At 64.9% G+C, this 16754-nt stretch carries 17 protein-coding genes; 15 read left to right on the top strand and 2 right to left on the bottom strand.

Translation table 11 applies throughout. The annotated features are described in order from the left end of the window. Positions 1-152 precede the first annotated feature (152 nt). The 4 genes from CKO27_RS09000 to CKO27_RS08985 all read left to right on the top strand — a co-directional run bounded on the left by CKO27_RS09000 (position 153) and on the right by CKO27_RS08985 (position 5036). Complete coding sequence (locus tag CKO27_RS09000; RefSeq protein WP_200374545.1) at positions 153-2405, top strand: arginine/lysine/ornithine decarboxylase; 2253 nt, start codon at positions 153-155, stop codon at positions 2403-2405. 78 nt (positions 2406-2483) lie between these two features. Next, entirely contained in the window at positions 2484-2990 is a 507-nt protein-coding gene (hybE, locus tag CKO27_RS08995) for a [NiFe]-hydrogenase assembly chaperone HybE (RefSeq protein ID WP_200374544.1), read from the top strand. Positions 2991-3083: 93 nt separating this feature from the next. Then, positions 3084-3680, top strand: a complete 597-nt coding sequence (locus tag CKO27_RS08990; RefSeq protein WP_200374543.1) for a TMEM165/GDT1 family protein — start codon at positions 3084-3086, stop codon at positions 3678-3680. Between the two features lie 126 nt (positions 3681-3806). Continuing rightward, positions 3807-5036, top strand: coding sequence for a GGDEF domain-containing protein (locus CKO27_RS08985; protein ID WP_200374542.1), 1230 nt, complete (start codon positions 3807-3809; stop codon positions 5034-5036). A gap of 49 nt (positions 5037-5085) precedes the next feature. Here the strand turns inward: CKO27_RS08985 and CKO27_RS08980 are convergent, their stop codons facing one another. Continuing rightward, positions 5086-5769, bottom strand: a complete 684-nt coding sequence (locus CKO27_RS08980) for a hypothetical protein (RefSeq protein ID WP_200374541.1) — start codon at positions 5767-5769, stop codon at positions 5086-5088. A gap of 195 nt (positions 5770-5964) precedes the next feature. On the opposite strand from CKO27_RS08980, the gene CKO27_RS08975 reads away from it, so the two are divergent. The 11 genes from CKO27_RS08975 (at position 5965) to CKO27_RS08925 (ending at position 16140) form a co-directional block, all read left to right on the top strand. Further along, positions 5965-6708, top strand: a complete 744-nt coding sequence (locus CKO27_RS08975; protein ID WP_242470810.1) for a metal ABC transporter ATP-binding protein — start codon at positions 5965-5967, stop codon at positions 6706-6708. 3 nt (positions 6709-6711) lie between these two features. Continuing rightward, positions 6712-7560 carry a metal ABC transporter permease gene (locus CKO27_RS08970; RefSeq protein WP_200374539.1) on the top strand — a complete coding sequence of 283 codons (849 nt, stop codon included), beginning with the start codon at positions 6712-6714 and terminating at the stop codon, positions 7558-7560. 16 nt (positions 7561-7576) lie between these two features. Then, a complete protein-coding gene (locus CKO27_RS08965) occupies positions 7577-8035 on the top strand; it encodes a Fur family transcriptional regulator (RefSeq protein ID WP_200374538.1) in 459 nt (152 codons plus the stop codon). After that, a complete protein-coding gene (locus tag CKO27_RS08960) occupies positions 8032-8616 on the top strand; it encodes a ZrgA family zinc uptake protein (RefSeq protein WP_200374537.1) in 585 nt (194 codons plus the stop codon). The genes CKO27_RS08965 and CKO27_RS08960 overlap by 4 nt, the downstream gene beginning before the upstream one ends. A 30-nt stretch (positions 8617-8646) precedes the next feature. Next, positions 8647-9741, top strand: coding sequence for a calcium/sodium antiporter (locus tag CKO27_RS08955; protein WP_200374536.1), 1095 nt, complete (start codon positions 8647-8649; stop codon positions 9739-9741). Positions 9742-9870: 129 nt separating this feature from the next. Further along, complete coding sequence (locus CKO27_RS08950; RefSeq protein WP_200374535.1) at positions 9871-10368, top strand: 6-carboxytetrahydropterin synthase; 498 nt, start codon at positions 9871-9873, stop codon at positions 10366-10368. Beyond that, the gene (locus CKO27_RS08945; RefSeq protein ID WP_200374534.1) at positions 10365-11066 is read left to right on the top strand and encodes an SDR family NAD(P)-dependent oxidoreductase; all 702 of its coding nucleotides are present in this window, start codon (positions 10365-10367) and stop codon (positions 11064-11066) included. The genes CKO27_RS08950 and CKO27_RS08945 overlap by 4 nt, the downstream gene beginning before the upstream one ends. After that, the gene (locus tag CKO27_RS08940; protein ID WP_200374533.1) at positions 11066-11833 is read left to right on the top strand and encodes an SDR family NAD(P)-dependent oxidoreductase; all 768 of its coding nucleotides are present in this window, start codon (positions 11066-11068) and stop codon (positions 11831-11833) included. The genes CKO27_RS08945 and CKO27_RS08940 overlap by 1 nt, the downstream gene beginning before the upstream one ends. 176 nt (positions 11834-12009) lie before the next feature. After that, entirely contained in the window at positions 12010-13158 is a 1149-nt protein-coding gene (locus CKO27_RS08935) for a response regulator (RefSeq protein ID WP_338115951.1), read from the top strand. A 110-nt stretch (positions 13159-13268) separates the two neighbouring features. After that, entirely contained in the window at positions 13269-13658 is a 390-nt protein-coding gene (gloA, locus tag CKO27_RS08930) for a lactoylglutathione lyase (protein WP_242470809.1), read from the top strand. A gap of 214 nt (positions 13659-13872) precedes the next feature. Continuing rightward, a complete protein-coding gene (locus tag CKO27_RS08925) occupies positions 13873-16140 on the top strand; it encodes a tetratricopeptide repeat protein (RefSeq protein ID WP_200374531.1) in 2268 nt (755 codons plus the stop codon). Between the two features lie 93 nt (positions 16141-16233). Here the strand turns inward: CKO27_RS08925 and CKO27_RS08920 are convergent, their stop codons facing one another. Next, positions 16234-16653, bottom strand: a complete 420-nt coding sequence (locus tag CKO27_RS08920) for an SCP2 sterol-binding domain-containing protein (protein WP_200374530.1) — start codon at positions 16651-16653, stop codon at positions 16234-16236. Positions 16654-16754: the final 101 nt, after the last annotated feature.

Below are 16754 nucleotides of genomic sequence, written 5' to 3'. Positions count from 1 at the left end.
ACATGGCGCCAGACAGCCAATGGCGTCTGGTACCATTCGCAACCGACACCCAGATCGATCCTGGCACCTGCCGCTCATTCATCTCCGCGCTTGGCAAGATCCCATCACGCCCCGGTCAAGCGCCCCAGCGATTTGTTCCCGAGGAGTACGCGATGCGCTTCCGCTTCCCAGTCGTCATCATCGACGAGGACTTCCGCTCCGAGAACGCGAGCGGTTTTGGCATTCGCGCCCTCGCCAAGGCCCTCGAAAACGAGGGGCTGGAGGTGCTCGGCGTCACCAGTTATGGCGATCTCGCCTCCTTCGCCCAGCAGCAGAGCCGCGCCTCCTGCTTCATCCTCTCCATCGACGACGAGGAATTCGGGACCGGCCTGCCGGAAGAGGTCGAGGAGGTCCTCTCCAGGCTGCGCGCCTTCGTCAAGGAGGTCCGCGTCCGTAACGAGGACATCCCGATCTTTCTCTATGGCGAGACACGCACCTCGCGGCACATCCCGAACGACGTGCTCAAGGAGCTGCACGGCTTCATTCATATGTTCGAGGACACGCCGGAGTTCATCGCGCGCTATGTGGTGCGCGAGTGCCGGGCCTATCTCGACAGCCTCGCCCCGCCCTTCTTCCGCGCCCTGACCCACTACGCGGCGGACAGCTCCTACTCCTGGCACTGCCCGGGACACTCGGGCGGCGTGGCCTTCCTCAAGAGCCCGGTCGGGCAGATGTTCCACCAGTTCTTCGGCGAGAACATGCTGCGCGCGGACGTCTGCAACGCGGTCGACGAGCTTGGACAACTGCTCGACCACTCCGGGCCGGTGGCCGCCTCGGAGCGCAACGCGGCGCGCATCTTCAACTGCGACCATCTCTTTTTCGTCACCAACGGCACCTCGACCTCGAACAAGATCGTCTGGCATTCGACGGTGGCGCCGGACGACATCGTGGTGGTGGATCGCAACTGCCATGTGTCGATTCTGCATGCCATCATCATGACCGGCGCCATCCCCGTCTTTCTGATGCCGACGCGCAATCATTACGGGCTGATCGGGCCGATCCCGCTCGACGAATTCCGTCCGGAGAACATTCGGCGAAAGATCGAGGCCAATCCCTTCACCAAGGAGGGCCATGCCAGACCGCGCATTCTGACCATCACCCAGAGCACCTACGACGGCGTCCTCTACAACGTGGACAGCATCAAATCGCTGCTGGATGGCGAGATCAATACACTGCTGTTCGACGAAGCCTGGCTGCCGCATGCGACCTTCCACGACTTCTACGTGGGTATGCACGCCATCGGCACCGATCGACCGCGCTGCCAGGACTCCATGGTGTTCGCCACCCAGTCGACCCACAAGCTGCTCGCCGGTCTGTCCCAAGCCTCGCAGATCCTGGTCCAGGAGTCGGGCACCCGCACCCTGGATCGGTACACGTTCAACGAAGCCTACCTGATGCACTCCTCGACCAGTCCGCAGTACGCCATCATCGCCTCCTGCGACGTCGCCGCCGCCATGATGGAACCGCCCGGCGGAACCGCCCTGGTGCATGAATCCATCCTGGAGGCACTCGACTTCCGGCGCGCCATGCGCAAGGTCGACGCCGAGTTCGGGGCGGACTGGTGGTTCAAAGTCTGGGGTCCGGACGATCTGGCGGAAGAAGGCATCGGCGACCGCGACGACTGGGTGCTGCGCGCGAACGACCGCTGGCATGGCTTCGGCGATCTGGCCCCCGGCTTCAACATGCTGGACCCGATCAAGGCGACCGTCATCAACCCCGGTCTGAATGTCGACGGCGAATTCGCCGACTCCGGCATCCCCGCTGCCATCGTCACCAAGTATCTGGCCGAGCACGGCGTCGTGGTCGAAAAGACCGGGCTCTATTCGTTCTTCATCATGTTCACCATCGGCATCACCAAGGGCCGCTGGAACACCATGGTGACCGAGCTGCAGCAGTTCAAAGCCGACTACGACCGCAATCAGCCCCTGTGGCGCGTGCTGCCCGAGTTCATCCAGGCCTATCCCTGCTACGAAAAGATCGGGCTGCGCGACCTCTGTCACCAGATCCACGGCATCTATAAGCAGAATGATGTCGCCCGACTGACCACGGACATGTATCTCTCCGACTTCGTTCCCGCCATGAAGCCGGCGGTCGCCTTCGCCAGGATGGCGCACCGCGAGATCGACCGCGTCGCGATCGACGATCTCGAGGGTCGCATCACCAGTGTCCTGCTCACCCCCTATCCGCCCGGCATCCCGCTGCTCATTCCGGGCGAGCGTTTCAACGCCACCATCGTCCGCTATCTTCAGTTCGCCCGCGAATTCAACACCCGCTTCCCCGGCTTCGAGACCGACATCCACGGCCTGGTCAAGGAGAAGATCGATGGCGGGACCGGCTATTTCGTCGACTGCGTGAAGGCTTTGTGAGACGCGGCGGCCATGGGTCCGCATCACCGCGCATTCTCCCAAAGGGAGGCGACTTCCATCCTGACGCGGGGGATCTCGATGCCTTTGAATAAGGACGAGACGGCCGAGCGGCTGTCGAGGGTCTTTCGGCGGATCCAGGAAACCCGCATGCACGGACTGCCCATCCTGAACCCGAACCTCTTCGTGCAGGTGGTGGACGGGCGGTTTCACGCAGGCGATTGGGTGGGGATCCTGATCACGCCCTGGTGCATGAATCTGGTCCTGATTCCGGGTCCGGATTCGGCGCATCGGCCTGGACCGCTGGGAACCAAGCCGTCCATCGGGTTTCCGGCCGGAGACTTTGAATTCCTCGCCTCCGAGGAGGCCGAGCTTGGCCCCTTTTGCGCCTGTTCGTTGTTCTCGCCCATGGGCGATTTTCCCGATCAGGCCTCGGCGGTCGCCACCGCCGAGACCATCATGCGGACGCTCTTCGTGGCGGACGCGGACCAGTCGCCGAGAACCGGGGAGTGCTCCGGCGACAGGCTCGCGCCCGGCATCAGTCGCCGTCAGCTTTTGAGTGGCCGTTTTCGGCGAGACCGACCCTGACGTCGGACGCATGGGGCGCTGTTTCAGGGGCGATTGACAGCCCCGGTGGGCGGCCTCTACGCTGATCGGCCTTGTTCCCTGGAGTATCTCATCTTGACCCTATTCGCCGATGGCACGACCTGGGCCTGGCTGACGCCGGTGGCCACGACATTCGGCCTCATCTTCCTCGCCGAACTGGGCGATAAATCCCAGTTGGTCTGTATCACGCTGGCCGCGCGCCATCGGCATGGACCCGTGCTGGGTGGCGCCATCGGCGCCTTCATGGTCCTGAACACCCTGGCGGTGGTCTTCGGCGTCGGACTGGCGCGATGGATCCCCGAGTCGGTGCTGGCGGGGCTTGTCGCCATCCTGTTCGGGGTCTTCGGCATCCTCTCCCTGCGCGCCTCGGCGGAAGACGAGGACGCGGATGTGCGCGAACTCGGGGGGCGCGGCATCTTCCTGACCACCTTCATGATGATCCTGCTCGCCGAGATGGGGGACAAGACCCAACTCGCCGTGGCCGGGCTGGCGAGTCATTGGTCCGCGATCTCGGTGTGGATCGGCGCGACGCTGGCGCTGGGCCTGACCTCCGCCCTGGGCGTCACCATCGGCTGCCAGCTCTTGCGGACCCTGCCGCTGCGACGCCTGCACCAATTCAGCGGAGTCCTTTTCCTGATCCTCGCCGGGCTGGCCCTGACCAAGGTCTTTTAGCGGCTCCGGGTTCTCCACCTAACCGGAGTAAACTGGGGTGATGGATCATCCCCGTGCCGGCAGACATGATCCTCGCTCGGTGGGCGAGTCAGCTCCCCGGTCCGCCCGCGCATTGGAGACGCGCCCATGAACGCTAGCACCACCGATGCGGCCCTCGACCTCCAGGCTCGGATTCGGGCCAGGCGGGTCGCCATGGCCTACGCCAGCACCGGGCCAGCGCTGTTCGGCAACCTCCTGGTCGCCGCCCTGGGCATGGTCATCCTCTTCCCGGTCGCGCCAACCCTGGCCTCGCTGACCTGGATCCTTGTTTTTCTCGGCATCGTCACGGTCCGCTGGTCGCTCGAGCGCGCCTATGCTCGACTCACGACGGACCGGCTGGACTCGGTCGATCTCTGGGTCAGGCGGCTTTTGGTCGTGGTGACCCTGAACGGTCTCGGCTGGGGCGCTTTCGCCATCCTCATGCTGGTCTACGCCAATCCAATCCAGGTCGGCTTTGGCCCCTTCGTCGTCGGGGGCATGGTCGCCGCCTCGGTCGCGACGCTGGGTCCACTGAAATCGGCCTACATGAGCTTCACGCTGCCGATCGTCAGCGGTCTCATCATCGGGCTGATCTGGCGGGGCGGCTACGACGCGCTTTTCATGGCCGCGTTCACGGTCGCTTTCGAGCTCACCATGATCGGAACGGTCAAGAAGGTGAGCGAGATCGTCGGCCACGACATCGAGCTGCGGCTGCAGAACGAGCATCTGGTCGAGTCCCTGACCGCGGCGAACCGGAGTCTCGGGCACGAGATCGAGGAGCGTCGGCGCGCCGAGGCGCGCAGTGAGTTCCTCGCCTCGCACGACGCCCTGACCGGTCTGCCCAATCGGCGCATGCAGAAGGACCATTTCGCTGGAGCCGTCGCCCAGGTCGCGCGCGGCGGTGGCGCGGCGGCGATCCTCTTCGTGGATCTCGACCGCTTCAAGCAGGTCAACGACACCCTTGGACACCCCACGGGAGACGCCCTTCTGAACGCCCTGGCGGAGCGTCTGCGCGCCCTTCTGCGCGAAGGGGACTCGGTATGCCGCCACGGGGGCGACGAGTTCCTGCTCGTCATGCCCACCGCCGCCGATCGCGCCAAGGTCTCCGGCGTGGCGGAGCGTCTCATCCAATCGCTGAGCACACCCGTCGAGATCGCGGGCAACCTGGTTCAGGTCGGGTGCAGCATCGGCATCAGCCTCTACCCGAGCGACGGCGATGACTTCGATCTGCTGGTCAGCCGTGCCGACATGGCGCTCTATCGCGCCAAGCATCAAGGCCGAGGCACCTATCGCTTCTTCACGCCGGAACTGGATTTGGGGGACGCCCCGGCTCACTGAATCGCATGACCATCGGGGGGAGTCGATCGCCCTGTCCGAGGCCGATCCATCAGATCAAGGGTCCCAGATAAACCCCCAAGAGGAGCACCCCGGACGCCGAGATGGTGATCAGGATGTTGTCGTCGATCGGGCCGATCTCGTAGCGTTCGATGACCGTCGCCACCACGGCCGAGAGCAGGCCCCAGAGCGGGATGGGCGGGTCGGCCAGGCCGCCGACGTACCAGCCCAGGGGCGCGCACAGCAGCAGCATGAAGACATTGCCGATTGGGCTCTTGGAACGTTTGCGGATCAGTGCGTTGCGCACGACGCCCGTGACCCCGTCGCCGAAGGCCATGTAAAGTGCGGGCAGAATGGCGAGCCAGGGGTTGTCCAGGATCCACCAGAGCGCCGAGACCGAGCAGGCCCACATGAGGGCGAATTTCACGTCGTTGCGGTTGTCTTCGGTCTGGAACCAGTACATCCGAAACCCGCTCGCGTGGGCCAGATAGGTGAGGAGCGTCAGCAGGAGCCCGGTGACCAGCGGAAACCAGGGACTGGCGAACACCAGCGGGACCATCAGGGATCCGACGCCGCCCGCCAGCATGTGGACGATCTTGCGGTTGTAATAGACCGCGCGGATCGGTTCCATGCCCCGGCTCACCATGGCGCGATAGGGGATTCGGGTCAGCAGGAGCACGGCCAGGACATAGAAGCTCAGGCCAGTGGCCCATTGGAATTGCGAGGCAAGGGTCATCGGGGTCGGTTCGTTGGAGGATTCGTGGGTCCCGTCATCCTAATGCGGTTCGCGCCGTAAATCCTCCCTCCCGCATGTCGACGGGGCGCGCGGCGGTTTACGTTATACTGTTACCGGATCGCGCCGGCCTCTTTTGGTGGCGTGTCCAGCCAAATGGACCGACCCTTTCCCCGAGCCGATTTTCTCAGGATGTCCATGCCGAGCAACCAATCCCTGTCGCCCGTGATCCGCGTCGAGGATGTCGGCTTCTCCTATGGGGACGCGCTGGTTCTGGAGCATGTCGATCTGGCGATCGAGCCGGGTGAGTTCGTTGGCCTGGTCGGACCTAACGCCGGGGGCAAGAGCACCCTGCTGAAACTGATTCTCGGTTTGCTTGAGCCACAGACGGGGCGGATCCGCGTGCTCGACCAGGCTCCGCGCCAGGCCGCGCGCCGTATCGGCTACGTACCTCAGTTCCCCAGCTTTCCCCGCGATTTTCCGATCCATGTGGAGGATGTGGTGGCCATGGGTCGGCTGGGGATCGGTCCGCGATTCGGCTGGTATCGCGCGGCGGATCGGCAGGCCGCGCGCCGCGCCCTGGATGAGGTGGCGGCGTCCGACCTGGCGCGCCGTCCGATCGGCAAGCTCTCCGGCGGTCAGTTGCAGCGGGTGCTGCTGGCGCGGGCGCTGGTGGGCGAGCCGCGAATCCTGATCCTCGACGAGCCGACCGCCAACATCGATCAGCGCGCCGAGGACGACGTCTTCGATCTGCTCGCGGAGCTGAATCGGCGCCTGACCATCCTGCTGGTCTCGCATGACATCGCCTTCATCTCGGAGTATGTCAGCCGGGTGGCCTGTCTCAACCGAACCCTGACCTGTCATGGCACCACCGCGATCGATGGGGATACCATCCAACGACTTTACGGCGGCCATGTGCGTCAGGTAGCCCACCGGCATTGAAGCATGAGTGAATTCCTGACCGCCCTCGGCGACTACGCCTTTCTCCAGACCGCCCTGCTCGCGGGGCTCTTGGCCAGTGTCGGCTGCGGCGTGATCGGAACCTTCGTGGTCGTCAAGCGCATCGCCTTCATGGCCGGCGGTATCGCCCACTCGGTGCTTGGCGGGATGGGGGCGGCGCTCTATTTCGGGCTCGATCCCTTCGCCGGCGCCCTGGTCGCGGCGATCCTCTCGGCCCTCTTGATCGGGGCCGTGCGTCTGGCCTGGAAGACCCAGGAAGACACCATGATCGGCGCGCTCTGGGCGATCGGGATGGCCATCGGTGTCCTTTTCATCGCCAAGACGCCCGGTTATGCCTCGGATCTCATGAGCTTTCTCTTCGGCAATATCCTCCTGGTCCCGACGCGCGAGCTGTGGCTGATGGCAGGGTTGGATCTGGTGCTGATCCTGACCGTCGCGCTCTTCTATCGTCAGTTCCTCGCCGTGACCTTCGACGAGGAGTTCGCGCGGCTGCGTGGCGTGCCGGTGACCTTCTTCTATCTGCTGCTGCTGTGCCTGGTGGCCGTGACCGTGGTGCTGCTGATCCAGGTGGTGGGGCTGATTCTGGTCATCGCCCTGCTGACCCTGCCGGCCGCGATCGCGGGTCACTATGTCCGTTCGCTCGGTGTCATGATGCTGGTCGCGACACTGCTCGGCGGGCTTTTCACCTCATTGGGACTGGCTCTGTCCTTCGGCCCGGATCTGCCGGCCGGGCCGACCATGATCCTGCTCGCCGGGGGTGTCTATCTGGCGTCGGCCCTGTTGAGCCATCGGCTGGCGCGCCACCGCGCCCTGCGGCGGGTGACGGCCGCCTGATCGGGAGGACGTATCGATGGATGACGAACCGGACGAAGCTGTGCTGGAAGGGGCCGACAGTCTCTGTCGACGGCTCGGTGTGCGACTCACGCCCCAGCGTCGTCGGGTGCTGGCGATCCTGCGCGCCTCGGATCGCCCGCTCGGGGCCTATGAGATTCTTGAGGCGATGCGCGATGGCGCGCGCGCCCTGGCCCCGCCGACCGTCTATCGCGCCCTGGATTTCCTCGTGGAGCAGGGTTTGGCGCACAAGCTGGAGAGCCTGCATGCCTTCGTCGGCTGCACCCATCCGGATCATCCGCATTCCAGTCAGTTCCTGATCTGCGCCGATTGCGGTCTGGTCACCGAACTGGAGAACGACGCGATCGCACGCAGTCTCAAGAGCGCGGCCAGCGAGAGCGGTTTCGAGCCGCGCCGTCCCGTGGTCGAGTTGATCGGAACCTGCGCGGCCTGCTCGGTCAAGGAGGGGCCGAGGTGAGACGTCTCCCGATCCGGTTCGGCCGATGGTTGACGCTGGCCCTCGCGTTCGGCCTCGTCGCGCTGGCCGGCGCGGATGAACCGGGAAGCCTCGACTCCCGCGTCCCTGGTCAGGGGACCGCGCGTCTTTCACTGACCATCGAGGGCTCCGAGGCGCGGGTCGAATGGCTCGCCCCGGCGGCGACCCTGATCGGCTTCGATCGGGCGCCGCGCACCGATGACGAACGCGAGATCCTGCGACTGGCCCGCGGGAATCTCGCCGCGGGCGAGGCCATGATCCGCTTCAACACCCGCGCCGCCTGCCGGCTCCAGGACGCCAGGGTCGAGACGGAGCTGTCCGGCGTCACGCCCGCCACGGGGGAAGACTCGTCATCGAAGCCAGTCGGGAAGGGGCCGGCGCGTCTTGGCGCGCGCTATCGCTTCCGATGCGAGCAACCCCAGGATCTGGATTCGGCCGCGCTCGGGCTCTTCAACGGATTTCCAGCCCTGGAGCGGGTACTGGTCCGCTATGTCACGCCCGACGGTCAGGGCGCGGCCGAGTTGACACGCGGCAACCCCGTGGTCAGCTTCGTGCCTTTCTGAAGGCCAACGTCACGAGGAGCGATCGCGCCCATGCCTGAATGGATCCTGTCCCTAATCCTGGTGATCATCGGCTTCCTGGGGCTCGTCGGCGGCGGCGAGTATCTGGTCCGATCGGCCTCGGCGCTGGCCTCGGCCATGCGTGTCAGTCCGCTGGTCATCGGGCTCACGGTGGTCGCCTTCGGCACCAGCGCGCCCGAACTGGCGGTAACGGTCCAGTCCGCCTGGTCCGGCGCCGCCGATATCGCCCTCGGCAATGTCGTGGGCAGTAATATCGCCAATGTTCTGCTGGTGCTCGGCCTGTCCGCGGTCATCGCGCCCCTGGCGGTGCACAGCCGCATCGTGCGTATCGACGTGCCGCTGGTGATCGTCGCCTCGGTCGGTCTCTGGTTCATGGCTTCGCGCCACGGGATCGGTCATCTGGATGCTGGTCTGCTGTTTCTGCTGCTCGTCGCCTACGTGGCCTGGTCCGTGAGGCAGGGCCAGCGCGAGGCGGCCGAGGTGCGGGAGGAGTTCGCCCAGGCCCTTGGGGGCGATGGCGGGATCAGGCCGACTCATCTCTTGATCCAGGTCGGCTGGCTGCTGACCGGGCTGGTCCTGCTGGCGGTTGGGGCGCGGCTGCTGGTGATGGGCGCGGTGGACATCGCGCTGGCCCTGGGTGTCGATGAGCTGGTGATCGGCCTGACCCTGGTGGCGGTCGGGACATCCTTGCCCGAGTTGATGACCTCGGTGATCGCCAGCCTGCGGGGGAACCGGGATATCGCCGTGGGCAACGTCGTCGGCAGCAATCTCTTCAACATCCTGGGCGTGCTCGGAATCGGCGCCCTGGTGGCGCCGGGCGGAATTCCCGTTTCGCGCGACCTGCTGACCCTCGACATGCCCATCATGATCGCCACGGCGCTGCTCTGTCTGCCGATCTTCTTCACGGGGCGTCGGATCGATCGTCTCGAGGGCGCCGTCTTCCTTGCCTATTTCCTCGCCTATATCGGCTACGTCCTGATGCGCTCGACCGATGCCTCGTTCACCCGCGAGTTCGAGGTCGCGATGCTGGGCTTCGTGATTCCCTTGACCCTGCTGGCGATCGGGGTCAGCCTCTTTCGATCCCCGAGGAAACAGCTTCCGGATTGATCCAGACCCTGGAGCGAACGAGGCCGGTCCCCGAGAGGGTTTGATCCGGGACAATGACCCTCATCTTTGCGTGAAAGAACCAGTGGCCACGCGAACTTCGAGTGGGGCCGCGACATCCGGAGGACTTCGGTGGCAGACGCGACCCTGACCCGTCTTGAGATCAGCAAGGACTATCTGAACTTCAGTGCCGGGCACTTCACCATCTTCTCGGCCACCGAGCGGGAGAATCTGCATGGGCACAACTTTCGCGTGCGTTGCCTGGTCACGGCCCTGGTGGGAGACAGCGGTCTCACCTTCGACTATGTGATTCTCAAGCGTCTGCTCAAGGAACTCTGCGACGGGCTCGATGAGCGCGTGCTCCTGCCCTTGTCGTCGCCCTATCTGCGTATCGAGCGCCAGGATGGTCTGGTTTTCGCGTATTTCGCCGATGAGCGCATTCCCTTTCTGGAGCGCGATGTCTTGTTGCTGCCCATCCGCAATGTCACCATCGAGGAACTGGCGCCGCTGCTGCTCGCGCGGCTGCGGGAGCGTTCGGAAGTCGCCGCGATGGAGATCCGCGCGATCGAGCTGGGGGTCTCCTCGGGCCAGGGTCAATGGGCCATCGCCCAGTGGGAGTTCGCATCATGAATCAATTGATCATCACGGGCGCCAGTTCCGGAATCGGGCGTGCGATCGCCACCCGCTTCCTGGTCGATGGCTGGGACGTCGCCAACCTCTCGCGGCGGCCTTGTCCCGAGCGCGGGGTCGAGAATCTCGCTTGCGATCTCTCCGACCCCGGTGTTCTTGACGCCCTGAGCGCCGATTGGTCGAGCCGGTTCGCCGCCGCCGAGCGTCTCTGTCTCGTCCACAACGCCTCGACGATGCGCATGGATCGCGTCGATGCGCTCGAAAACACGGATCTGCGCGCCGTGCTGGAACTCAACATCGTCGCCGCCAACACGCTCAACCGACTGATTCTGCCTGGCATGAAACCAGGGTCGAGCGTCATCTATATCGGTTCGACGCTCGCCGAGAAGGCCGTGCCGGGGGTGGCCAGCTACGTGATCGCCAAGCATGCCCTGGCCGGAATGATGCGCGCGACCTGTCAGGATCTGGCGGGGCGCGGCGTCCATACCTGCATGATCTGCCCCGGCTTCACGGATACCGAGCAGCTGCGCCGGCTCATCGGCGAGGATCCCCAAACCCTGGCCGCCATCACCGGACTCAGTGCCTTCGATCGTCTGATCGAGCCGGAGGAAATCGCCGAGGCGGTCGCCTTCGCCGCCCAGGCGCCGGTGCTCAACGGCGCCCTGATCCATGCCAATCTCGGGCAGAGGGAACGTTGATGGAAGAACTGGGCGAATCCGCTCGAATCGTCTGCGTCAGCGGCGGCACCTCGGGCATTGGGGCCGGATTGGTCGAGGCGTTCCTGGATGCCGGCGATCGCGTCTACACCTTCGGTCGAGATCCCGCCAGGCTCGCGGCCCTGAGATCGCGTTGGGCGGACGCGGTGGACGAGGACGCGCTGGTCGCGCTGGAAGGCGATGTCACCGATGACGGCTTTCGCCGCCGGCTGGTCGAGAGACTGGCGGCCGACGTGGGTCGGCTCGACATCCTGGTCAACAACGCCGGGGTCATCCGTGACTCCGGAACGCTGGAGGAGAGTCTGGAGCACTGGCGCGAGACCATCGAGATCAACCTGATCGCCCCCTTCGCCCTGACCCAATCCTGTGTCGGTCTGCTCGGGCGCGCCGCCGCTCCGGTGGTGATCAATCTCTCTTCCGCCTGCGCCCAGCACCCCTTCGTCACCTGCACCTCCACCAGTTATTCCGTGAGCAAGGCCGGTCTCGACATGCTGACCCGGCGGCTCGCCCTGGCCCTTGGGCCGCGCGGGATCCGTGTCAATGGCGTCGCCCCCGGCGTGGTGGATACGGCGATGTGGGGAGGCGCGACGGATCTGATGCAAGAGATCAGCGCCCGTCGTCACGTCCTGCGCCAGGAGGTCGTCACGCCGGCCGACGTCGCGGACGCCGTGATGTTTCTCGTCTCCTCGCGCGCGCGGCTCGTGACGGGCGCGATACTCAATGTCGATGCCGGTTACACCCTTGGCTGACCATTCTCGGGTGAACTCCCGTCAGTTCATTTTCTTACTTCCCCGGCGATTCGCCAGGCGGGCGACCGAGTTATCATCGGCGCCGGCCGAGCTGTTGATCCTGTCCCATTCCGGAGCTTTCGGTCGGGTACGGACTGTCCCGGAAATCGCCTAAATCCGATGTTTGGAGACCATTCGTGATTCGCGTAATGATCGTCGAGGACGATCCGCCGACAGGCGCCTTACTGATGCGCATGGTCAAGCGAACCTGGTCGGATGTCTCGGTGATTCTGGAGGCGGATCCCCGTTCGGCGCTGGAGCACTGGAGAACCGTGGGCGCGGATCTGATCCTGCTCGACTGGGGTCTTCCCAGGATGAGCGGACTCGATCTGCTGAAACAGATCCGGCGATCCGACAAGAAAGCGGTGTGCGTGATGATTACCGCTTACTCGGATCGGGACAAGGTACTGGCCGCCCGGGCCTGTCAGGTAGACGCCTATATCACGAAACCCTTCGACGCCAAGCAGGTCATGGCGAGTCTGTCGCGGATCATGACCTCGCACCATGAGCCTTCGGGATCCGAGGTCGCGGAGGACTCGATCGACGACTTCATCAAGCGCCAGGTGACAGAGGGCGCGCTCGGTCTGCCGATCGATCCGGATCTCGTCGAATCCATCGCGCGGATCCGCGAGATGGAGGCCGATGAGCGCATCAACATCATGCGTCGATGCCAGGCCGACTCGGCCTTGCTCTTTCGCCTTTTGAGTCTGGCGAATAGCCATCACTACATGGGTGGAACGGATCTCGTCGAGACATTCGACGCGGCGCTCCGGCAAATCGGCGTGGATGGTTTCATCAACCTGGCCATGGAGCTGTCATTGTTCGCGGGGAGCCATCTCAAACAGGATTTTCTAAAGGCCAAATACCTGGATTGTCAACGTGATGCCATGTCGCTGATCGGGGTCGTCTCGAAGTTGAGGCAGCACCTTGAGTTCGATGTGGCGGCCTGCCGGAGTGCCTGTCTGCTCTATCGGGTTGGCGAATTGTCCCTGCTGCAACTCATGCAGGCCTGGATCGACGATGGACACGTCCTGGACGAGGCGACATGCGCGTCCGTTCTAAGCAAGAATGCGGCCCGCGCGGGCGATCAGCTCCAGGCTCAATGGACGCTCCCTCAACCCATCCGGGAACGTATCGGCGCCGTTGAACTGCTCCCGTCGGGAAACGTGAAGAGAGAGCCGATCGTCATGCGGATCGCGGGCTTGCTGCACGCCGGCGACCCGCATCAGGAGTTGCCGCGCCTCATGGCCCGCTTCGGTCTTGGGGGAAGCAAGCTGGGCGCTTGATGACCGGCGGCGTCGATTCCGGAAGGATGTCCGTCACCCTGACGGCGCCCGACCTTGCAGGTGCGCCCGGCTACCTTGTCCATGTCTCTCGCAACCAAAGGGTCCGATCCATGAGAATCCTCCACACCATGCTGCGCACCGGCGATCTGCAACGCTCCATCGACTTCTACACCCAGATCCTTGGGATGAAGCTGCTGCGTCGCAAGGACTATCCCGACGGCGAATTCACCCTGGCCTTTCTCGGTTATGGAGACGAGTCCGAACAGACCGTGATCGAGCTGACCTACAACTGGGGCGTGGAGCAATACACCTTGGGCAGCGGATACGGCCACATCGCCATCGAGGTGGATGATGTCCACCAGGCCACCGCCCGGATCAAGGCCCAGGGCGGCAAGATCCTGCGTGATGCCGGCCCGATGAATGCGGGAAGTACCATCATTGCCTTTGTCGAGGATCCCGACGGCTACCCGATCGAACTGATCGGTGCCAGAGCGGGTTGATGGGGAATAGGATATTCAGCCTGCCCGGTGGGACAGCCGCCAGCCGCCAGCCGCCAGCGATCCGCCTCCAGCCGTTGTATGGCCGAGGTGTTCGCGGCTTGCGGGCTTCACCCAATGGGTGAGCCTCGGTCGGTCTCGGTCAATGGCCAAGTGGCTGATTCCCAATAGCTGGAGGCTGGAGGCTCTTTTTTTAGGATAATCGAGAAGCCTGCCCATGAATCCGATGCGCTTCGTCCTGTTCCTGCTCGTGAGTCTGGCGTTCTCCGGAGCGGCGATCGCCGGGGCCGGGTCTCCCCGACCGGCCGACTATGCCGGTAGCCAGTCCTGCGCGACCTGTCATCCGGCCGAGTTCGAACGGTGGCGTGGATCCCACCACGATCTGGCGATCACCGAGGTGACCGAGGCGACCGTCCTCGGCGACTTCCGCGATGCCGAATTCACCGCCCATGGCGTGACCTCGCGGTTCTTCCGTCGCGACGGCGCCTATCTGGTCCGCACCGATGGCCCCGACGGACGCTTGCGGGACTATGAGATCCGCTACACCTTCGGTTGGTGGCCGCTTCAGCAGTACCTCATCGAGTTTCCCGGTGGGCGTTTTCAGAGCCTGGGGATCGCCTGGGACAGCCGCGCGGCGGAGGAGGGCGGTCAGCGCTGGTTCCATCTCTATCCGGACGAGCGGGTCGACCACGGCCATCGACTGCACTGGACCGGCCGCGATCAGAACTGGAACTACCAGTGCGCCGAGTGTCATGCCACCAATCTGAAAAAGGGCTACGACCTCGCGACCGACAGCTACGACACCACCTGGTCGGAGATCGACGTCGCCTGCGAGGCCTGCCACGGGCCGGCGTCTCGCCATGTCGAACAGGCCGGAGCGGCGACGGCGGATCGGCCGCCGGCCTGGGACGCCGGCAAGGGGCTGGTGGTCGATCTCGCCGATCGCGATGGGGGCGTCTGGACGGTCGACGCGAAGACCGGCCTACCGGCGCGCTCCGTGCCGCGCGAGCGGCATACCCAGGTGGATGTGTGCGCCCGCTGTCATTCGCGGCGCGGCCAGATCAACGAAATCTACGAGCATGGACGACCGCTCGGTGACAGCCACCGGCTCGCCCTGCTCGACGCCGAACTCTATTACCCCGATGGTCAGATCCAGGGCGAGGTTTATGACTATGGTTCCTTCATCCAGAGCCGGATGTACGCCAAGGGCGTGACCTGTACCGACTGTCATGACGCCCATAGCCTCAAGCCTAAGGCGCCTGGCAATCTGGTCTGTGCCCAGTGCCACGCGGCCGACCGCTACGACGTCGAGACCCACCATCATCACGCGCCTGGTTCCGCGGGGGCCTCCTGCGTGGCCTGCCACATGCCGCAGCGTCATTACATGGTCATCGACGAACGGGCGGATCACAGTCTGCGTGTTCCGCGTCCGGACCTGACCCTCAAGATCGGCACTCCCAACGCCTGCAACGCCTGCCATGCCGACCAGACGGCGCAGTGGGCCGCCGAGGCGGCGCGTCAATGGTATGGCGAGGCGACGAGTCAGCGTCCGCACTACGGCGAGGCCCTTCACGCCGGTCGCGTCGGCGCGCCGGAGGCCGGTCCAGGACTCATCGCCCTCGCCGCCGACGCGAGCCAGCCGGGGATCGCGCGTGCCACCGCGCTCGATCTGCTGCGCGATTTTCCCGATCCCAGCCATCTGCTTAGCCTACGGCGCCTGCTCGTGGATGGAGATCCCCTGGTGCGGGGGGCGGCCGTCCGCTACCTCGATGTGACGGATCCCAAGACCCGGCTGGATCTCGGCTTCCCGCGGCTCAAGGATCCGATCCTGGCGGTGCGCGCGGAGGCGGCCCAAACCCTGGCGCCGCTCGTCGCCTGGCCACTGTCCGATGAACAGCGGCAGGGCCTGGAGGGCGCCTTGCGTGAGTATCGGGACACCCAGCTCGCGAACGCCGAACGGCCGGAGTCGCACCTGAACATCGGTCTGGTCGAGACGGCGGCTCGGGATCCGCAAGCGGCGGAGCGCGCCTACCGTACCGCCTTGCGGCTCGATCCGCGCTTTGGGCCGGCCTACGTCAATCTCGCCGATCTCTACCGCTCGCTCGGACGGGATCCGGAGGGCGAGCCGGTGCTGCGCGAGGGCCTGGCTGTCCTGCCGGACGAGGCCAGCCTGCATCAGGCACTGGGGCTATGGCTGATTCGCAACGGGGACAGGGCGAAAGCGGTGGAGTCCCTGACGCGGGCTGCCGAGCTCGCGCCCGAGAGCGCGCGCTATGCCTATGTACGGGCACTGGCCGTGCGGGGCGCCGGGGATCTGCCGCAGGCACTGAGGATCCTGCGAGCCGCCCTTGAGCGGCATCCGGATGACCGCGACATTCTGGTCGCCCTGGTGACCTTCAACCAGGAGGCCGGCGATCAGGAGGCCGCGAGCGAATACGCCCGCCGGCTCAAGCGACCATCCGCGGGTTCCGAAAACCGCCCCTGAGTCGCTTGGAACTTCGGGCGGCCTGGGTCGAGCGGGCAAGAAAAAGCCCGCCATTGGCGGGCTTCGATCGTTACCGGCCGTGCGTCGGCGCGATTACTTGAGCTCGTCGGTGTCGAGCTGCTGCATCAGGCCGAAGCTTTTGACGAAGGGATTGGCCATGCGGGGATCCTTGATGATGGCCTTGTAGTCACCGACCTTGAACTTGAGCTTGCCGGTGGCGAACGCGGTTCCCATGCCCATCATGCCGATGCCGTTCTCGACCCACTTGAGCCAGTCCTTCCTGTCGGCGCGCATGTCCCAGTTGGCGGGTGGCTCGCTTTCCGACCAGGAACCGGCGCGCACGCAGCGACCATTCTCGACCACGAACACGCCGAGCGGATTCTCGTCATCCTTGAACCCGCAGCAGATGACGGAGTTGAAATCGATCTCGGCCAGCTTGTCGCTGACTTCCGGTTCGTTGTTCCAGGCGTCCTTCAGTTGGTTCATCCACTCAGCGGAAAAGAGTGTAGCCATTCTTATGGATCCTCCAGAGTGAGCTGCAAAACACCGGCGCGGAAATCGCGGCGGCGGGGCGAAGTCTGTCGTATGTCGACGCGGGATCACGCCCGCGTGAC

The organism is Thiocystis violacea (assembly GCF_016583575.1).
GTDB classification, from domain to species: Bacteria; Pseudomonadota; Gammaproteobacteria; order Chromatiales; family Chromatiaceae; genus Thiocystis; species Thiocystis violacea.
This window is presented reverse-complemented; position numbering and strand designations above follow the sequence as displayed.